We start from the raw sequence: 19,781 nt of genomic DNA on the forward strand, positions 1-19,781 counted from the left end.
CCGCGAAGCTAGCGGGCGAGCGTCGGCATGAGCGCGGCGAGGCGCTTCATGCCGCGTTCGATCGCCGCGGCGTCCGTTCCGCCATAGCCGAGCAGCACGCCTTGTTGCGCCGGCTCGCCCGCGTAGAACGCGCGGATTCCATACAGCCCGACCGACACCGCGCGCGCCGCCGCGACCACATCGTCCTCTCGCAGCGATCCGGCAAGCCGCGCGACGAGATGGATGCCCGCCGTCGACGGCAGCGGCTCGAACCAGGGCGCAAGCTCGTCGCTCAGGCTGTCGATCAGGATCGCGCGGCGTTGTGCGTACGCCTTGTGCATGCGGCGCAGGTGCTTCGCGTATTCGCCGTCGAGCATGAACGCGCCGAGCGCCGTTTGCGTCAGCATGCAGCTGTGCCAGTCGCAGGTTTGCTTCGCGTTCCAGATCGGTTCGGACAGCGTCGCGGGCGGCACGACGTAGCCGAGCCGCAAATCGGGAAAGAGCGTCTTCGAAAACGTGCCCACATACGCGACCAGTCCCGCCCGATCCAGACTTTTCAGCGATTCCACCGGCCTGCCCTCGAAGCGGAACTCGCCGTCGTAGTCGTCCTCGACGATCACCGCGCCGCGCTTCGCGGCCCACTCGAGCAATTCGACGCGCCGGTCGAGACTCATCGGCATGCCGAGCGGAAACTGGTGCGACGGTGTCACGTAGACGAGCCGGGTATTGCGCGGCAGCTTTTTCACGACGATGCCCTCGCCATCGACCGGCACATGCGCGATCCGTGCGCCGAGCGCCGCGAACAGCGCACGCGCCGGCGGATAGCCGGGTTCCTCGAGCGCGACGACATCGCCCGGCTGGATCGTGACGCGCGCGAGCAGATCGAGCGCCTGCTGCGCGCCCTGCGTGACGATCACGTCCTGCCAGTTGCACGCGACCGCGCGGCTGAACCCGAGATAACGCGCGATGCCGAGCCGCAGTTCCTGTTCACCGCCCGGGTCGCGATAGCCCGCCACGCCGCCGTCCGCGCGCGCCTGCGTGCGCAAAGCCTGATAGAGGCAGCGCCGCCACGCCTCGTAGGGAAAGAGCGATTTGTCGGTCACGCCGCCCTTGAAATCGCAGTCGAGCGTTTCGTGGGCGGGCGGCATCGGCATCGCCATGCGTTCGGGCATCTTGCGCCAGATGCCGGTCGCACGGGCGCGGGCCGAGACCGGTTCGGCCTGCGCGGAGGGCAGGCGCGTGAGACCATCGGCGACAAACGTGCCGTCGCCCGCGCGCGTGCGCAGATAACCTTCGGCGATGAGCCGCTCGAAGACGTCGAGCGTGGTCTTGCGCGAAACGCCGAGCTGCACGGCGAGATCGCGCGTGGACGGCAACCGCGTGTTCGCGGCCAGCCGGCCTTCGACGATGCCCGCGCGCAGTTGGCCGTAGATCTGGCCGGTGAGATCGCGACGGCCGTGCAGGGTGATGTGAATGTCCAAGGGCAGCAGCGACCGACATGACTACAGTTGATTGGCACCCGTACGCCCGGATCATCGGGCGGGAAGTGCTTAAGCGTAGCGCCTTTTGACAGTTCGCCTAGCTTCCGAATACCGTCTGACACAAAGACTCGCCCTCCGCGCTCAGCGAGGCGCTTCCCGTCCCTTCCTCGCTTACCTGCATATCGACGAGGCCGCTTTCCGCGAGCCCCGTCAACTGCCGCCGCAACGTGCTCATCGGCAAGCCCGCCTGTTTCGCGAGCTTGGCGAACGACCACGCGCGCCCGGGCGTTTCCGTGCGCGCACGCCACAACTGCGCCAGCACGGCGACGAGCGCCGGATCGATGTCATCGCTCATGCGCGTTCTCCCATGTTCCTATGCCTGCCCGCGCGCGCGCCGATCTCGCCGACGAGCTCGCCGAGCCGCTGCAAGGCGGCCTCGCTCTGCGCGGTCCACGGATAACTGTAGTTGAGCCGGATGAAGTGACTGAAGGCGTTGCGCGTCGAGAACATATAACCCGGCCCGACCGTGATGCCGCAGTCGAGCGCCGCGCGATACAGCACCATCGAATCGACGCGTTCCGGCAATTCGACCCACAGCACGTAGCCGCCCTGCGGCGCGGACGTCCGCGTGCCCGGCGGAAAGAAGCGCTCGACCATCGCGCTCATGATGCGCGACTGCTGCCGATACAGCCTGCGCACGCGTCGCAGATGCCGGTCGTAGCCGTCCTGCCGCAAATAATCCGCGATCGCGACCTGCGGCACGGAGGGCGTCGTCAGCGTGTTGAGGAACTTGAGCTTTTCGACCTGCGCCCGATACCGGCCCGGCATCGCCCAGCCGATGCGGTACGACGCCGTCAGGCTCTTCGAAAACGATGCGCAATGCAGCACGAGGCCTTTGGTATCGAAATTCTTCAGCGTCGACGGGCGTGCATCGCCGTAATACAGCTCGTGATACACGTCGTTTTCGATAACTGGAATCTCGTGCGCCGACAGCAGATCGACCAGTTGACGTTTGCGTTCGTCGGGCATCTGGAAGCCGAGCGGATTCTGGAAGTTGGGCATCACCATGCACGCGGCGATCTTGCCGCGCCCGATGATCTGCGAGAGTGCTTCGATGTCGATGCCATCGGCCGGATGCGTGGGCACTTCAATCGCGCGCATGCCGAGACGCTCGATCGCGTGCAGCATCGCGTAATAAGTCGGGGACTCCACCGCCACCGTGTCGCCCGGCTTCGCGACGGCCTGCAGGCTCAGGTTGATCGCCTCCGTCGCGCCGACGGTAATGACGATTTCGTCCGGATCGACCGGCACGCCATTTTCCGCGTAACGCCGCGCGATCTGGCGGATCAGTTCCGGATTGCCCGGCGGCAGATCGTCGATGAGATTCCAGCTCGAATGCCGACGCGCGATCGCGTTCGCGTACTGGTTGATGCGTCGCCACGGAAACGGCGCGGGATCGGGATACGGCGAGCCGAACGGCACGGCGTCGTGGGCGCCGATGCTGCGCAGTGTCGAGAGCACGAGCCGGCTGACATCGACTTCGGATGCCGTTGCGATCACGCGCTTCGGCTGGCTGTGCGCCGCGCCCGCCTGCGGCTTCGCGCGCACGAAGTAGCCTGACTGCGGGCGCGTCTCCAGAATGCCGCGGCTTTCGAGAATGGCGTAGGCGTGCAGCACCGTCTTGATGCTCACGCCGTGCTGCTGGCTCGCCTGCCGTACGGACGCGATCTTCTCGCCCGGCGTGAATACGCCGCGGCGAACGGCTTCCTCGATTTCATCGGCGAGCTTCTCGTAGAGCTTCAACGCGCGCGCTCCCTTTTCGTTTTATTTCGGATGTGACGTGCAGTCTAGGTCAAAACGCCGCAACTGTACTCCTCGTATTTCATATTTTCTGTGCGCCGCGCGCGGTTCGGGCCACAGTAATCTTGGTGTCGTCGCTTGCCTGATCGAAAACGAACGCCATGAAGAAGCCGGAACCACGCATTGAACCGTACACGCATCCCGCCGCAGGCTGGGGCGCGTTGAAGCAGGTCGCCATTAACCTCGTCAAGGAGAAGGTGGCGGGCGGAAACTATCGGACGCTCTTCAAGCAGAATCAGCCCGACGGTTTCGATTGCCCCGGCTGCGCGTGGCCGGACCGCGAGCACGGCTCGACCTTCGAATTCTGCGAGAACGGCGTCAAGGCCGTCGCAGCCGAAGCGACGAGCAAGCGCGTGACGCCGGCCTTTTTTGAGGCGCACACCGTCTCCGCGCTGATGGCGCAATCCGATTACGAGCTGGAGCAGCACGGCCGGCTCACGGACCCGCTCGTCTATGACGCAAAGCGCGATCGCTACGTGCCGATCGAATGGGACGACGCGTTCGAACTGATCGCCTCGCACCTGAAAAAGCTCGACGATCCGGACCGCGCCGCGTTCTACACGTCGGGCCGCGCGAGCAATGAAGCCGCGTTTCTGTATCAATTGTTCGTGCGCATGTACGGCACCAACAACTTCCCCGATTGCTCGAACATGTGCCACGAAGCGACGAGCCGCGGCTTGCCGCATACCGTGGGCATCGGCAAGGGCACCGTCACGCTCGACGACTTCGAGCACGCCGACACGCTCCTGCTCTTCGGCCAGAACCCGGCGACGAATCATCCGCGCATGCTCGGCGAGTTGCGCGACTGCGCGAAACGCGGCGCGACCATCGTGTCGATCAACCCGCTGAAGGAGCGCGGCCTCGAACGCTTCGCGAGTCCGCAGCACACGCTCGACATGCTCTCGCCGAAGGGCGTGAAGATCAGCTCGGTGTTCATCCGACCGAAAGTCGGCGGCGACTTCGCGCTCATCAAGGGCGTCGCGAAGCGCGTGATCGAACTGGACGACGAGGCCCGCGCGAGCGGCGGCGAACGCGTGCTCGATGTCGATTTCATCGCGCAGCACACGGTCGGCTTCGACGCGTTCGCCGACGACCTGCGCGCCGAGCGCTGGGACGCAATCCTCGAAGAATCCGGCGTGCAAATGGACGATCTGCTCAAGCTCGCCGATATCTACGGGAAAGGCCGCGCCGTCATCGCGACGTGGGGCATGGGCCTCACGCAGCACAAGAACTCCGTGCCGACGATTCAACTGCTCTCGAACCTCATGATGATGCGCGGGAACATCGGCCGGCGCGGCGCGGGGCTATGCCCGGTGCGCGGCCATTCGAACGTGCAGGGCGACCGCACCGTGGGCATCGAGGAAAAGCCGACGCAGGCGTTTCTCGACCGGCTCGGCGCCGCCTACGATTTCGAACCGCCGCGCGAGCACGGCTACGACGTCGTCGAAACTATTCACGCGATGCTCGAAGGCAAGGTGAAGGTGTTCATCGGACTGGGCGGGAATTTCTCCATCGCGACGCCCGACACGCCGCGCACCTGGGAAGCGATGCGCTCGTGCGATCTCACCGTGCACATCACGACGAAGCTCAACCGCAGCCATCTCGTGCACGGCCGCGACGCGCTCATTCTGCCGACGCTCGGCCGGACGGAAATCGATCTTCAGAACGGCGTGCCGCAAGGCGTGAGCGTCGAGGATTCGATGAGCATGGTGCACATCTCATACGGCATGAACAAGCCGGCCTCGCAGAATCTGCTTTCCGAAGTGGCGATCGTCGCGCGCATGGCGCATGCGGCGCTCGGCTCGGAGAAGGTCGACTGGCGCGCGCATGCAGCCGACTATGCGTTGATCCGCGACGGCATCGAGAAAGTGCTCGATGGCTTCGAGCGTTACAACGAACGTCTGAAGCAGCCCGGCGGCTTCCATCTGGGCGTGGCCTCGCGGGACCGCGTCTGGAACACGCCGAGCGGCAAGGCCCAGTTCATCGTGCACGAGATTGCATTCGACACGCCGATCCACCGTGCCCGTGCGCTGTACGGCGAGCGCCTGATGACACTCATGACGACGCGCTCCCACGATCAATACAACACGACGATCTACGGCCTCGACGACCGGTATCGCGGCGTGTACGGACAGCGGCACGTGCTGTTTGCCAACCGCGACGACATCGACATGCTCGGCTTCGAGCCGGGCGAACTCGTGGATATCACGAGCGTCTGGGACGACGGCGTCGAGCGCCGCGTAAACGGCTTCACACTCGTGGAATACGACATTCCGCGCGGTTGCCTCGGTGCGTACTATCCGGAGACCAACCCGCTCGTGCCGTTGTCATCGGTCGCGGATGGCGCCGGTACGCCGACGTCGAAGTCCATTCCCGTGTTGCTGACGTCCGCCAGTCGGGCCATTGCTGCCTGAAACTGCTCGCGGGCGACATGTTGCAGAGCGCGTGAAGACGCGCCTTCTGACGATGACGGATGCGACGTTCGAGCGCGGCCGCGCCGCTGAACCGGCGATCGACGAATGCGCCCAGCATGGCAAGGATCGCGACCCACGCAATCCATCCGGCGGCGAAACTCTCGAACTGGTGGCTGAACCATGCGCCGCCCAGCATGGCGGCGGCGAAGACCAGCATGACCAGCATGAGCGGCGGACAATGCTCGTGTTCGATATGGGAGCTGTTGCAGGCTCCCATGCCTAACTGGTAGCCGCTCAAGGAATACGCGCCGATGGAGTGATTCATTCCGATGTCCGAACTGTCGTCGATTAGTGTTTGCACCAATCTACGCAGTCGAGAGATCTACAACACCAGATTACTCCGAACCTCTGTTGCAGCGTTCCACGTGATTGACTTTCGTGAAAACGCGGAAAACGCGGCGGCGCGCTACTTCGCCCCGGCGAACTCCTGAATGTCGGCATCGGCTTCGCCCGCGAGCGGCACGACGCCGGACGGCCCCGTCGCATGCGGCTGCAACAGCAGCGCGACCAGTCCGCTCCAGCCTGTCTGATGCGATGCGCCCACGCCGCGCCCGTTGTCACCGTGAAAATATTCGTGAAAGAGCACGAGATCGCGTGAGCGCGGATCGGCCTGAAGCAACGGATACGCGGCCATCACGGGACGTTCGCTGTTCCTGTCGAGCAAAAAGAGCGTGGTCACGCGGCGCGCGAGTTCATCGGCGATCTGCGCGAGGGAGAACTTCTGACCCGAGCCCGTCGGATACTCGACGCGGAAATCGTCGCCGTAATAGCGATGGAACTCGTGGATCGATTCGATCAGCAGATAGTTCACCGGCATCCACACCGGACCGCGCCAGTTCGAATTGCCGCCGAACACCCGCGAGTCCGATTCCGCCGGCAGATAGCGGATGCTGAAGCTCTCGCTGTTGTGATAGAAGACGAACGGGTTGTCGAGATGCACGCGCGACAGCGCGCGCACACCGTGATCGGAGAGAAACTCGGTTTCGTCGAGCATACGTCGGAGCAACGCCTTCATGCGATGCCCGCGCAACAGCGAGAGCAGCACACTGTTGCCCTGCCCGGCGACGTTCCAGCGCGACACGAGCCGCGCGAGGTCGGTGCGATGTTCGAGGAACCAGTGCAGCCGCTCGCGCAACTCGGGCAGCGAGCGATACACCTTCGGCTCCAGCACGTGCACGGCGAAGAGCGGAATCAGCCCGACGATCGAGCGGATGCGCATCGGCACGGCGGACCCGTCCGGCAGACGCAGCTTGTCGTAGAAGAACTCGTCTTCGCTGTCCCAGAGACCGGTATCGCAGTTGTCCTCGCAGCTCACCGCCTCCGCGATATACAGGAAGTGCTCGAAGAACTTCACCGCGATATCGACGAACACCTTGTTTGCATACGCGAGTTCCAGCGCGATGCGCATGAGGTCGAGCGCATACGCGGCCATCCAAGCGGTGCCGTCGGCCTGATCGATGTGGCCGCCCGTCGGCAGCGGCGACGAGCGATCGAAGATGCCCACGTTGTCCAGCCCGAGAAAGCCGCCTTGAAAGACGTTCTTGCCCTCGGCGTCCTTGCGGTTGACCCACCACGAGAAGTTCAGCAGCAGCTTGTGGAACACGAGTTCCAGAAAATCGCGGTCGCCACGGCCGGTGATCGCGCGGTCGATCTCGTAGACGCGCCACGTCGCCCAGGCATGCACGGGCGGGTTCGCGTCGCTGAAAGCCCATTCGTAGGCGGGCAACTGGCCGTTCGGATGCTGATAGCGGTCCTTCACGAGCAGGAGCAACTGGCGTTTCGCGAACTCCGGATCGATCAGCGCGAACGCGGCGGCATGAAACGCAAGGTCCCACGACGCGTACCAGGGGTATTCCCATTTGTCCGGCATCGACACGATGTCCGCGTTGCACAGATGCCGCCAGTCCGCATTGCGTCCCGAGCGGCGCTGCTTCGGCGGCTTCGGCTGGAGCGGATCGCCGTCGAGCCAGCGCGTCACGTCGAATTGATAGTACTGCTTCGACCACAGCATGCCCGCGAGCGCCTGGCGCTGCACGAGCCGCTGATCGGCATCGGCGATATCGTGTTGCAGCGCGCCGTAGAATTCGTCCGCTTCCGCGAGGCGGCGCGCGAAGAGTCCTTCGACGTCGAGCGGCACGGCGTCCGGAGCCGACTCGGGGCGCCAGCGCATATACACCACGGCGGTGCCGTGCGGCTCCAGTTCGAGATGAGCATGCGCGGCGGCGCGCGTGCCGGTGTCGCGGCGAATCGCGCCTTCGTCGCCTTGCACGATGTAATCGTTGAAGCCGTCCTTGAACGGCCCCTCGCCTGCCATGTGAAAAAGACGCCTGACGTTGGTCTCGTTTTCGCAGAAGAGCCATTCGATGTCCGCGGCATCCGGCGACCATGCGGTGACGACCATCGGCTCGTGATTGCCCTGTTGCGCGAGCACGTACGTGCCCTCGCCCGGCACCGTTTCCACTTTCAGCGACGGCCTGACCGGCGTCGGCTTCCACGACCACGTATTGCGCGCCCAGATCTGCGGCAGCACGTCGAGCGCAGCGGAGACGTCGCCGCGATTCTCGATCGTCACGCGCATCAGGATGTCGTCGGTCGTGTGTTTGGCGTATTCGACCTGCACGTCGAAGTAACGCCCGTCGTCGAATACGCCGGTGTCGAGCACTTCGTACTCGGGCATGTCGGCGCCGCGCCGCGCGTTTTCATCGACGAGATCGGCGTATGGAAACGCCGCATGCGGATACTTGTAGAGCATGCGCATGTAGGAATGCGTCGGCGTGCCGTCGATGTAGAAGTACAGCTCCTTCACGTCCTCGCCGTGATTGCCCTCCTGGTTCGTCAGACCGAAGAGCCGCTCCTTGATGATCGGATCGCAGCCGTTCCAGAGCGCGAGCGAAATACACCAGTTGAGCTTGTCGTCGCCGAAGCCGGCGAGACCGTCCTCGCCCCAGCGATACGTGCGGCTGCGCGCATGATCGTGCGGAAAGTATTCCCACGCGGTGCCGAACTCGCTGTAGTCCTCGCGCACCGTGCCCCACTGGCGCTCGCTCAGATACGGCCCCCAGCGCTGCCAGCGCGGGCATTCCTGCGAATGGAGCCTCGAACCCTCGACGGTATCGATCTGATTGACGGGGCGCGATTTCGGCATGGGCCTCTCCTCGTTGGCGGCGTGCGAAGCCGCGGGCAAGACTCGTAATTTAGCGCGTTTTGGCGGCGGCCCGCGCGCGGCGCGCCTACTGCGCGCCGAGCAGTTTTTCGATGCGCAGAAGCTCCGCGAGCGACCACGCCTGGAAAGGCGTGCCGCCGGGCGCGTGAGGCGCGTCGCCGTCGGCGACCTCGCTGATGTGATCGAGGCCAAAGCGGTCCAGATGCGCGTAGAGCGGCGACAGAAAGCGCTCGCGCGCGCCCGCCGCGCCGTGCACGCGCACCCACGCGTCCACGAACGGACCGATCAGCCACGGCCACACGGTGCCCTGGTGATACGCACCGTCGCGCCCCAGCACATCGCCCGCATAGTGCGGCTTGTATGCGGGGTCGGACGGCGCGAGCGTGCGCAGGCCGAGCGGCGTGAGAAGCTCAGTTTCGGCCTGCGCGACGACGGCGCGTGCGATATCGCCATCGACGAGTTGAAACGGCAGCCCGCCGACCGCGAAGATCTGATTCGGGCGAATCGAGCGATCGAGCTTGCCGGGCTCGTGATCGGCGTCGACGACATCGAAGAGCGTGTGTGTGTCCGGATCGACGAAACGTGCGGCGAACGACGACAGCGCCTGATCGCGCAACGCCTGCCAGCGCGGATTCCACGCGCTTGCGATCCGAAGCGCGTTGATCCATAGCGCCTGCACCTCGACCGGCTTGCCGATGCGCGGCGTCACGACCCAGTCGCCCGCCTTCGCGTCCATCCACGTGAGTTGCACGCCGGGCGTGCCCGCGCGCAGCAGGCCGTCCGTATCGGCGGCGATGTTGAAGCGCGTGCCGGACGAATAGCCCTGCAGGATTGCGTCGGCGGCGCGCTGCAGGCGGCTCGTCGTGGCGGCGTGGGCGAAACCAGTCGCGAGAAAGTCGTGCACGGCGACGATGAACCACAGCGATGCATCGACGGCGTTGTACTCCGGCAGACCGCCGCTGTCCGGAAAGCGGTTCGGCACCATGCCTTCGGAGATCGTGTCGGCCCATTCGAGCAGGATCGATTCCGCTTCCTGGTGACGGCCGCACGCGAGCAGGAGGCCGCGCATCGAGATGAAGGTATCGCGGCCCCAGTCGGTGAACCACGGAAAGCCCGCGATGATCGTGCGCCCGACGTTGCGATTCACGACATACGCGTCCGCGGAGCGCGCGAGCCGCGAGCCGGACGCCGCGCGGCGCTGCGCTTCCCGCGACGCCAGACGCGATGCATGCGCGATCGCGCTGTCTTCGAACGGCTTCTCGCGGCCCGCGTGCGCGTGCAGGATCATCACGGCGTCGCCGCGCGTGAAGTCGAAAGTGAACACGCCGGGCGTCGCGAGGTCTTCGGTGAAATCGAGCCCGCGCTCGCGTTCGCGCGCATAGCAGAAATCGCGATACCAGTCGGGCGCGTGCTTATACGCGCCGTTGGATGTCGCGCAGATCGTGGGCAGATCGCCGTACGGCAACCATTGCACGCGCTCGCCTTCGAGCGTTGCATCGAATGAAAAATTCGGATTCTCGTGATGCAGCGCGTGATAATCGCGGCCGGAAAGAAGCGGACGCACTTCGAGCTTCGCCGCGCTCGATGCCCCCTCGAGACGCCAGCGCAGCACGGTTTCGCGGCTCTCCTTCGCGACGAACACTTCCGCCACGACGACCGAGTCCGCGTCGATGCGATATCGCCAGGTGGGCCACGGTTGGGTGTCGAAGGACAGCAGGCTCGCGGATGCGTCCGGGTAGAGCACATCGGGTGCGTAGCGCTGCATCGTCAGAGGGAAGCGCCTGCCGTCCAGGTCGAGCCATGCTTCGATGCCGTTGACGAGCACGACGCGTCCCGCGGGCGGCTGCGTCGCGGTGAGCAGCAGCGCCTGATAGCGCCGCGTGCGCATGGTGCCGACGGTGCCCGAGGCGAAGCCGCCGTATGCATCGGCTTCGAGCCATTCGTCTTCGAGATTGCTTTGGTCGGGGCGATCGATTCGGGTCATGCCGTCGACCCCTTCAGGCGATAGTCCCTGAGTGCCTTGCGCGCCTTGCGCTGGATCGCGCGCTGCATCGGCGGCGTCCAGCCGAACAGCCAGCCGCTCACGCCGAGCGCCTGACGGCTCCAGCGCCAGAGATCGAAGACGTCCGTATGCTCGACGATGAAGCCGTCGCGGATCGCGAAGCGCGACTCGATTTCGTTGACGACGCGGCGACCGGTCGCCGAATAGGTATAACGCGCGACGGCTTTCGCGCTTGCCGTCTGGCCGACCGAAGCGATGTTGTCGTAGGTGAGCGTGAAATCGGCGGCGCGGCCGAGGAGCATGCGCCACATGTCGGCGGCTTCCTTGCCGCGAAGCACGCCGAAGGCCGGATCCTGGAACTGGATGTCGGGGGCGTAGCAGGCGGACATCGATTCGGCGTCGCGGTTCTGGAACGCTTTGTAGAAGCGTTCGATCAGGTCGGTGTTGGCGTTGGGCATGTGCTTTTTTTTGCTTGTCGGGCCTCTTGTGCCTGGCGTCGTGGAATTCTGATTCGTGTCGGTCTATCGGCACTGCCCCTGTGCGGGGCGGCAGTTACTTTCTTTGATCAGCAAAGAAAGTAACCGGAGAAAGCAGCTTGATACGCGCGCGGCCACACGCAGCGGCCATGCTTGCCAGCCCATCGCGGGCTGGGTAGCGAGTGCCCTCAGAGGCCCAACCGGGCTTGAACCGCGCCCGGTCTGTCGAGCTAGTACTTTGCCACGTGGGCTCAGCAATCATACATCCGGCACAGCGCTACGCGCTGCCGCCCGGCATGCGAGGGAAACAGACGTGCGGCAAATGCAGTGAGATAGGCGGCTAATCGTCTTCGCGATCCTCTACCACCGCGAGAAACGTTTCAATCTCCGTGCGCCGCCCCGATGGACCCGTCGGCCGCGAAGCGGGCCGGAGCCTTTTGGTGCTGAACCAATTCGCTATGCGGCGCGAGGCGACAGACCGTGCGCGAGCCAAGCCGATTAGTCTTGTGAGGGCGACACTTAGGCAGCCCACGATCACATGGCACGCGTGGCCAAACTGCGTGTGACCGCGGGCTTAACGAGCTGCTTTCTTTGGTCACTTTCTTTGCAGCAGCAAAGAAAGTGACTGCCGCCCCGCACAGGGGCAGTGCTAATAAACCGACACGAACACGGGATCCGGCGAGAGAAAAAACCTCACCCCACCCAAACCATCACAGCATGAATAAGCACTCCAACCGCCCCACCCACCAACGTCCCATTCACGCGAATGAACTGCAAATCCCGCCCGATATTGAGCTCGACGTCCCTGACGAGCGTCGCATCGTCCCATTGCTTGACGGTTGCGGCGATATGCTTCGCGATCCCGTCACGCAACTCCGGCGCAAGCGCCTTCAACGCATCGCGCATATGCTCGTTGATCGAATCGCGCAACGCCGGATCGCTCCCGAGCGCTTCGGCAAAACCGCCCGCCATCGCCACGACCTTCGCGTGCAGCGATGAATCCGGCCGCCTGATGTCCGCATCGAGCCATGCGATGAACTCGTCCCACAGCCCGTTCACATAGCCGCGCAATTCGGGCCGCTCGAGCCATTCGCGCTTGTGTTCGTCGATGCGCGCCTTGAACGAAGCATCCGTCTTCAGCCGCCCGACGAATCGCTCCACGGCCGCATCGAAGGCCTTGCGGCGCTCGTGCTCCGGATCGCTGCTCACGTCGTGCAGCCATTGATTCGCACCGCGCACCAGACCAGCCGCGAACTTGTTGCCGAGATCCTCGGCGTTCAGCCCGACGAAACCCAGCATGCCGATGAGCTTCGGATACTCCTCGCCCGCCACCGCGACGATGCGCGTCGCCAGCATCTCCTGAACCTCGGGCTTGTCGAGCCATGCAGCCATCTGCTTCAGGCCTTCATCGAGCAGCAACTGATGACGACGGTCGGACGTCAGCGTCGACAGCACGCTGCCCGCCGCGCTCGCGAGATCGAATGCGTCCGCGCGGCGGCGCAGCGTGTCGTAGAGCATGGTCTTGACGCGTTCATCGTCGACGAAAGACAGCAACTGGCCGACCGCCGTCACCGCCTTCCGGCCGAGCAGCTCCGAGTTCTTCGGTTCCGCGAGCCACATCGACAGGCGGCTCGCCGGATCGAACGCATTCACGCGCGCGACGAGCGCATCGGTGCCGAGAAACCGGTCGCGCACGAACACGGCGAGATTGTCCGCGACGCGCGCCTTGTTCGCCGGCAGGATCGCCGTGTGCGGAATCGGCACGCCGAGCGGATGGCGAAACAGCGCGACGACCGCGAACCAGTCCGCGAGCGCGCCGACCATCGCGGCTTCCGCGAACGACGATACCCATGCCCACACACCCGCGTCGTGCTGGCTCTTCGCGAGCGCAAAAAGGCAACCCGCCGCGACGAGCAACGCAGCGGCGAACCATTTCATTCTTCTGAGCGCAACGGCTTTGTCCTGCGCTTTTTCCTGCGTTTCCATCTATGTTGTGATCATGGTTTTGGAGAGGCCGAAAGCTTACCAGCAGTGCGTTGCAGCGCGGATAACGCATCCATGGCGCGCGCCGCATCGTCCACCGGCACGAAGATGTGATCGTGCCAGGCCGCCGCGATCACATTGCAACTGATGCCCGCCTCGCCGAGCGCACGCGCGAACGCCGCCGTCAGACCGACCGCGTTCAGGTCCGAATGGACGGTCAGGGTGATCCACGCCGCGCGAAACAGCGGCGCGATGCCTGCCGCCTGCGCCGCGCTTTCCTCCATCACGACCGTCAGTCCTTCGCGCTCGCGAAACGTCGCGACGATGCCCGCGCCGCTCGTCAGCGCATCGTGCGGCAGCGAAGCGAACACGTAGACGCCCGACTGCAACTCGGGCTGCATCGACGCAATCAGCGTATCGAGATCACGCAGCATTCTCGGCCTCCCGCGAGCGTCCCAGAACCGGCCGCAGCGCCGCGCCCGTATGGCTGCGCGGATGCGTCGCGAGCGTGTCCGGGTCCGTCGCCGCGACGATCGTGCCGCCGTTCACGCCGCCTTCCGGTCCGAGATCGAGCACCCAGTCGGCTTCGGCGATCACGTCGAGATCGTGTTCGATGACGATCACGCTATGCCCGCCGTCCACCAGCCGATGCAGCACGCGGATCAGCTTCGCGACATCCGCCATGTGAAGGCCGACGGTCGGTTCATCCAGCACGTAGAGCGTATGCGGCGGCTTCTGGCCGCGCCGCGTGATGTCGTCGCGCACTTTGGACAACTCGGTCACGAGCTTGATGCGCTGCGCCTCGCCGCCCGACAGCGTCGGCGAAGGCTGGCCGAGGGTCAGATAGCCGAGACCGACATCGCACAGCAACTGCAACGGATGCGCGATGCTCTGCATCGAAGCAAAAAATTCGACGGCCTCGTCGATCTCCATCGTCAGTACTTCGCCGATGTTCTTGCCGCGCCACGTCACCGCGAGCGTCTCCGGATTGAAGCGCTGTCCATGGCATACGTCGCACGGTACTTTCACGTCGGGCAAAAAGCTCATCGCGATGGTGCGCACGCCCTGGCCTTCGCACGCCGGGCAACGTCCTTCGCCCGTGTTGAACGAAAAGCGCGACGGCGTATAGCCGCGCGCGCGGGCTTCGAGCGTATCGGCGAACAGCTTGCGGATGGTGTCCCACATGCCGATGTACGTCGCCGGACACGAGCGCGGCGTCTTGCCGATCGGCGTCTGATCGACTTCGAGCACGCGGTCGATGGTCTCGAAACCGGTCAGGCCGCTGCAGCCCTGCCACGCGTGCGTGACGTCGAACGTCGGGCGCGGCGCTTCGCGCGCGAGCACGCTGGCGCGCGATCTCGCGGCGGGCTTGCCGGTGTCCGAGGCCTGCGCCGCCTTGCGCGCGCGCCGCACCGCGGGCGACGACAGCACCGAGCGGCCGACGGCATCGAGCAGGTTGGTCATCAGCACGTCGCGCGCCAGGGTCGACTTGCCCGAGCCGGACACGCCCGTGATCGCGACGAGGCGATTCAATGGCACGCTCGCCGTCACGTTGCGCAGGTTGTGCAGCGTCGCGCCTTCGACCGTGAGCCATTGCCCGGGCGTCGCCGGACGTTTCGCGGTCCCGGCACGCACTTCGCGGCGCGGCTGCAACGGATGCACGATCGGGTTCGCGAGGAACTGCCCCGTCAGCGACGCCTTGTGCGCCGCGAGGTCCGTCACGTTGCCCTGCGCGACCACCGTGCCGCCGCGCTTGCCCGCGCCCGGCCCGATATCGATGATGTGATCCGCGCGGCGAATCGTGTCCTCGTCATGCTCGACGACGACGAGCGTATTGCCCTTGTCGTTCAGCTTCTTCAGCGCTGCAAGCAGGATGAGGTTGTCGCGCGGATGCAAACCGATGGTCGGTTCATCGAGCACGTAGCACACGCCTTGCAGATTGCTGCCGAGTTGCGCGGCGAGACGAATGCGTTGCGCTTCGCCGCCGGAAAGCGTCGGCGCGGCGCGGTCGAGGCTCAGATAGCCGAGCCCGACTTCTTCGAGAAACTGCAGACGGCCTTCGATTTCGCTGATCACGTCGCGCGCGATATCCGCATCGCGGCCCTTCAGCCTGAGCGTGGAGATCCACTCACGCGTATCGCTCACGGTCCAGCGCCCGACTTCCGTGATCGGGTAGTTGCCGAAGGTCACGGCACGGGCGACCTCGTTCAGACGCGTGCCTTCGCAGTCCGGACACGGCTGATCGACGATATCGTCCGGTTCCTGCTCCACCGAGCCGATGCTCTGCTCGCGCCCGCGATCGTCCTGCGCGAACAATGTGTCATCGAACGCGGCGCGCTGCTCGCGCGTGAGCTTCACGCCCGTGCCGACGCAGGTATTGCACCAGCCGTGCTTGCTGTTGTACGAGAACATGCGCGGATCGAGCTCGGGATAGCTCGTGCCGCAGACAGGACATGCGCGCTTCGTCGAAAACACGCGGGTTTCTTCCTTGCCCCGGCGCGCGCCGTCCTGCCACGAGCCATGCAGATCGTCGAGCGGCGCGCACAGGTGCATCACGCCCTTGCCGATCTCCAGCGTTTCGTCGAGCAGACGGCGCAGATCGGCTTCGTTATCCGCCGAGACGACGAGATCCGCGACCGGCAATTCGATCGTATGCTCGCGGAACCGGTCGAGCTTGGGCCACGGGCTCACCGGCAGAAATTCGCCGTCCACGCGCAGATGCGTGTTGCCGCGCGCCTTCGCCCATTTCGCGAGATCGGTGTACACACCCTTGCGGTTCACGACGAGCGGCGCGAGCAGGCCGACATGTTGTCCCTTGAAATCGCGCATGATCTGCGCGGCGATCGATTCCGAGCTTTGCGACTGCACCGGCGTGCCGTCGTGGATGCAATGCTGGATGCCGAGCTTCACGTACAAAAGACGCAGGAAGTGCCAGACTTCCGACGTCGTCGCGACGGTCGACTTGCGCCCGCCGCGCGACAGACGCTGTTCGATTGCGACGGTCGGCGGAATGCCGTACACGGCATCGACTTCGGGACGTCCCGCGGGCTGCACGATGGAACGCGCATACGCATTGAGCGATTCGAGATAACGTCGCTGGCCTTCGTGAAAGAGGATGTCGAACGCGAGCGTCGACTTGCCCGAGCCGGACACGCCCGTCACGACGTTGAACTTGTTGTGCGGGATATCGACGTCGAGCGACTTCAGGTTGTGCTCGCGCGCGTTGACGATGCGCACGACGTCCTCGCCCTGCAACGCGCGGCGCGCGCTCGCGACTTCCGCCGCGAGTTGCAGCGGCACGCCCGCGCGCTTTTGCGCCGCGCCGGGCGCCATCGCGTCTTCGTAATCGAGCAAGGCGCGGCCCGTATGCGACTGCTCGCACGCGGCCACGTCGTCGGGCGTGCCGATGCACACGACCTGACCGCCGCCATCGCCGCCTTCGGGACCGAGATCGATGATCCAGTCGGCCGCGCGAATCACATCGAGGTTATGTTCGATGACGATCAGCGAATGCCCGCGCTCGAGCAATCGCCGCAGCGCCTGCATCAGCTTGGCGATGTCGTCGAAATGCAGACCGGTGGTCGGCTCGTCGAACATGAAGAGGCGGCGTTCGCTGCCTTTGCTTTGCGACGTTTCCGCGAGATAACCCGCGAGCTTGAGTCGCTGCGCCTCGCCGCCCGACAGCGTCGGTACCGGCTGACCGAGCTTCACGTATTCGAGACCCACATCGACGATCGGCTGCAGCACGCGCAGCACTTCCTTGTCGCCGGCGAAGAGATCGACGGCTTCGCTCACGGTCAGTTCGAGCACGTCGGCGACGCTTAATTGACGGCCGCCGCGCTCGATCTTCACTTCGAGAATTTCAGCGCGATAACGCCGTCCATCGCAATCCGGGCAACGCAGATAGACATCGCTCAGGAACTGCATCTCGACGTGCTCGAAGCCCGAGCCGCCGCATGTCGGGCAGCGTCCGTCCCCCGAATTGAAGCTGAACATGCTCGCGCTGTAGCCGCGTTGCAACGCGAGCGGCGCCTTCGCATAGAGCTTGCGGATTTCATCGAACGCGCCGACGTAGCTCGCCGGATTCGAGCGCGCCGTGCGCCCGATCGGCGACTGATCGACGAAAACGACATCGCTCAGATGCTCCGCGCCCTTCAATGCGCGAAACGCGCCGGGCGTTTCCGTAGCCTTGCCGAAATGACGCATCAGCGCGGGCGCGAGCACGTCCTGAATCAGCGTCGATTTGCCCGAGCCGGATACGCCCGTCACGCAGACGAGACGTTGCAGCGGAATATCGACCGTCACGTCCCGCAGGTTGTGGTCGCTCGCGCCTTCGAGCGTGAGATGCGGCGTGTTCGCATCGACGGCGCGCCGGTTCCAGTTCGACGCATGCGCGACATGCTTGCGGCCGCCGAGATACGCGCCCGTCAGGGTGTCGGTGGTTTGAATGTCGTCGGGGGCGCCGTCGTAGACGATCTGACCGCCGCGCTCGCCCGGTCCCGGTCCCATGTCGATGAGACGATCCGCCGCGAGCATCACCGACGGATCGTGCTCCACGACGACGAGCGTATTGCCCGCGTCGCGCAGCCGGTGCATCGCCTCGACAATGCGGTTCAGATCGCGCGGATGCAGGCCGATGCTCGGCTCATCGAGCACGAAGAGCGTATTCACGAGCGACGTGCCGAGCGCGGTCGTCAGGTTGATGCGCTGCACTTCGCCGCCCGAGAGCGTGCGGCTCTGGCGATCGAGCGTCAGATAGCCGAGCCCGACATCGCAGAGATATTTGAGGCGCGTGCGCACTTCCGCGTGCAGCAGCTTGAGCGCTTCGTCGAGCAGCGTCGAAGGCAGCGTCAGCGAATCGAAGAAGCGGCGGATGCGTTCGATCGGCATCAGCATCAGATCGTGAACCGTGAGGCCCGGCAGCGCCTCGAGTTGCGCGCGCGTCCAGTCGACGCCTTCCGGCATGAAGCGATCCGACGGCGACAGCACCGCATCGGCCTGTTCCTTCGTGCCCAGACGCCACAGCAGCGATTCGGTTTTCAGGCGCGCGCCGGCGCACACCGGGCACGTCGTATAGCTGCGATATTTCGACAGCAGCACGCGGATGTGCATCTTGTACGCCTTCGACTCCAGATAGTCGAAGAAGCGCTGCACGCCGTACCACTGGTTCTGCCACTTGCCGGTCCAGTCGGGCGAACCCTTGATGACCCAGTCGCGCTCTTCCTGCGTGAGATCCTTCCACGGCACGCCGAGACGGATGCCCGCCTTCGCGCCGTACTTCACGAGATCGTCCTGGTTCTCTTTCCACGCGGGCGTTTGCAGCGTCTTGACGGCGCCTTCGCGCAGCGTCTTCTTGTCGTCCGGAATGACGAGCCCGTAATCGACGCCGATCACGCGGCCAAAGCCGCGGCACGTTTCGCACGCGCCGTACGCCGAATTGAACGAGAACAGCGCGGGCTGCGGGTCCGCGTAGCGCAGATCGCTTTCCGGGCTGTGCAAGCCGGTGGAGAAGCGCCAGATTTCCGGCTCGCCTTCGTCCTTCAGCACGTAAATGTCGACGCGGCCGGTGCCGCGCAGCAACGCGCTTTCGATCGCCTCGAGCGCACGCGAGCGCTCCGTGTTCTGCAGGCGAAAGCGATCCGCGACGACATCGAGCATCTGCCGTGCGCCGGATTCCGTCTGTACGTGGCGCTTCGCCTGCACGCGCGTGTAGCCGCTCGCGGACAGCCATTGCTCGACTTCTTCATCGCTCGCGGTATCCGGCAATTCGACCGGAAACGTGATCGCGAGACGCGGATCGTCGGCGCGCGTGCGTTCGAGCAGCTCGGCGTAGATCGTTTCGGGCGTGTCGTGGCGCACGCGCTGCGACGTCTTCCTGTCGAACAGTTCGGCGGCCCGAGCGTAGAACAGCTTCAGGTGATCGTTGAGCTCGGTCATCGTGCCGACGGTCGAGCGCGAACTGCGCACCGGATTCGTCTGGTCGATGGCGATCGCGGGCGGCACGCCGTCCACGCGATCGACCTGCGGACGGTCCATCCGGTCGAGAAACTGGCGCGCGTACGCGCTGAAAGTCTCGACGTAGCGGCGCTGGCCTTCCGCGTAGAGCGTATCGAATACGAGGCTCGACTTGCCCGAGCCGGAAGGCCCGGTCACGACCGTCATCTGGCCGGTGTGCAGGTCGAGATCGAGATTCTTGAGGTTATGCTGACGTGCGCCGCGAATGCGGATTGCGTTGTTCGATGCCAATTTTTCAACCGGTTCAATAGGTTAGGCGGCTCGCTGAAAGCCGTGGGCGAGGTCGCACGAGTGTTCGGATGTGCGCGCCCGCCATAGCGAACAGTACTGTACACGCATACAGTAGTT

Annotated in this window: 11 protein-coding genes; 2 read left to right on the forward strand and 9 right to left on the reverse strand. The window is 64.9% G+C overall.

Annotated features, from left to right (window positions below; genetic code table 11):
• Positions 1-8: 8 nt before the first annotated feature.
• The 3 genes from NCT32_RS18595 to NCT32_RS18605 all read right to left on the reverse strand — a co-directional run bounded on the left by NCT32_RS18595 (position 9) and on the right by NCT32_RS18605 (position 3,263).
• On the reverse strand, positions 9-1,460 hold the full coding sequence (locus tag NCT32_RS18595) for a PLP-dependent aminotransferase family protein (protein WP_061118065.1): 1,452 nt from the start codon (positions 1,458-1,460) through the stop codon (positions 9-11).
• 97 nt (positions 1,461-1,557) lie between these two features.
• Positions 1,558-1,815 (reverse strand): helix-turn-helix domain-containing protein, encoded by a 258-nt coding sequence (locus NCT32_RS18600; protein WP_061118064.1) that lies wholly within the window; start codon positions 1,813-1,815, stop codon positions 1,558-1,560.
• On the reverse strand, positions 1,812-3,263 hold the full coding sequence (locus NCT32_RS18605; RefSeq protein ID WP_061118063.1) for a PLP-dependent aminotransferase family protein: 1,452 nt from the start codon (positions 3,261-3,263) through the stop codon (positions 1,812-1,814). Before NCT32_RS18605 ends, NCT32_RS18600 begins: the two co-directional genes overlap by 4 nt.
• A gap of 158 nt (positions 3,264-3,421) precedes the next feature.
• Here NCT32_RS18605 and NCT32_RS18610 point away from each other — a divergent pair, with 158 nt between their 5' ends.
• Together NCT32_RS18610 and NCT32_RS18615 are read left to right on the forward strand one after the other, a co-directional pair.
• On the forward strand, positions 3,422-5,734 hold the full coding sequence (locus NCT32_RS18610; protein WP_061118062.1) for an FdhF/YdeP family oxidoreductase: 2,313 nt from the start codon (positions 3,422-3,424) through the stop codon (positions 5,732-5,734).
• A gap of 31 nt (positions 5,735-5,765) precedes the next feature.
• The gene (locus tag NCT32_RS18615) at positions 5,766-6,017 is read left to right on the forward strand and encodes a hypothetical protein (RefSeq protein WP_061118061.1); all 252 of its coding nucleotides are present in this window, start codon (positions 5,766-5,768) and stop codon (positions 6,015-6,017) included.
• A 183-nt stretch (positions 6,018-6,200) separates the two neighbouring features.
• Here NCT32_RS18615 and NCT32_RS18620 read toward each other — a convergent pair whose 3' ends face one another.
• The 6 genes from NCT32_RS18620 to uvrA all read right to left on the reverse strand — a co-directional run bounded on the left by NCT32_RS18620 (position 6,201) and on the right by uvrA (position 19,664).
• Positions 6,201-8,939, reverse strand: coding sequence for an MGH1-like glycoside hydrolase domain-containing protein (locus tag NCT32_RS18620; protein WP_061118060.1), 2,739 nt, complete (start codon positions 8,937-8,939; stop codon positions 6,201-6,203).
• An 85-nt stretch (positions 8,940-9,024) separates the two neighbouring features.
• Positions 9,025-10,941 carry an amylo-alpha-1,6-glucosidase gene (locus NCT32_RS18625; RefSeq protein ID WP_061118059.1) on the reverse strand — a complete coding sequence of 639 codons (1,917 nt, stop codon included), beginning with the start codon at positions 10,939-10,941 and terminating at the stop codon, positions 9,025-9,027.
• Positions 10,938-11,417 (reverse strand): nuclear transport factor 2 family protein, encoded by a 480-nt coding sequence (locus NCT32_RS18630; protein WP_061118058.1) that lies wholly within the window; start codon positions 11,415-11,417, stop codon positions 10,938-10,940. Before NCT32_RS18630 ends, NCT32_RS18625 begins: the two co-directional genes overlap by 4 nt.
• A 711-nt stretch (positions 11,418-12,128) precedes the next feature.
• Positions 12,129-13,421: a DUF445 domain-containing protein gene (locus tag NCT32_RS18635; protein WP_061118057.1), complete on the reverse strand. Its 1,293-nt coding sequence runs from the start codon at positions 13,419-13,421 to the stop codon at positions 12,129-12,131.
• A gap of 11 nt (positions 13,422-13,432) precedes the next feature.
• On the reverse strand, positions 13,433-13,852 hold the full coding sequence (locus NCT32_RS18640) for an ACT domain-containing protein (protein WP_061118056.1): 420 nt from the start codon (positions 13,850-13,852) through the stop codon (positions 13,433-13,435).
• Positions 13,842-19,664, reverse strand: a complete 5,823-nt coding sequence (gene uvrA, locus NCT32_RS18645) for an excinuclease ABC subunit UvrA (RefSeq protein WP_250477454.1) — start codon at positions 19,662-19,664, stop codon at positions 13,842-13,844. Before uvrA ends, NCT32_RS18640 begins: the two co-directional genes overlap by 11 nt.
• Positions 19,665-19,781 lie beyond the last annotated feature (117 nt).

The sequence above is a fragment of the Caballeronia sp. INML2 genome (assembly GCF_023631365.1).
Classification (GTDB): Bacteria; Pseudomonadota; Gammaproteobacteria; order Burkholderiales; family Burkholderiaceae; genus Caballeronia; species Caballeronia turbans.

Bases quoted from the DNA above. Each gene is read 5' to 3' on its own strand.
- NCT32_RS18600 (WP_061118064.1), bottom strand. From the start codon at position 1,815: ATGAGCGATGACATCGATCCGGCGCTCGTCGCCGTGCTGGCGCAGTTG.
- NCT32_RS18610 (WP_061118062.1), top strand. From the start codon at position 3,422: ATGAAGAAGCCGGAACCACGCATTGAACCGTACACGCATCCCGCCGCA.
- NCT32_RS18620 (WP_061118060.1), bottom strand. From the start codon at position 8,939: ATGCCGAAATCGCGCCCCGTCAATCAGATCGATACCGTCGAGGGTTCG.
- NCT32_RS18625 (WP_061118059.1), bottom strand. From the start codon at position 10,941: ATGACCCGAATCGATCGCCCCGACCAAAGCAATCTCGAAGACGAATGG.
- NCT32_RS18630 (WP_061118058.1), bottom strand. From the start codon at position 11,417: ATGCCCAACGCCAACACCGACCTGATCGAACGCTTCTACAAAGCGTTC.
- NCT32_RS18635 (WP_061118057.1), bottom strand. From the start codon at position 13,421: ATGGAAACGCAGGAAAAAGCGCAGGACAAAGCCGTTGCGCTCAGAAGA.
- NCT32_RS18640 (WP_061118056.1), bottom strand. From the start codon at position 13,852: ATGCTGCGTGATCTCGATACGCTGATTGCGTCGATGCAGCCCGAGTTG.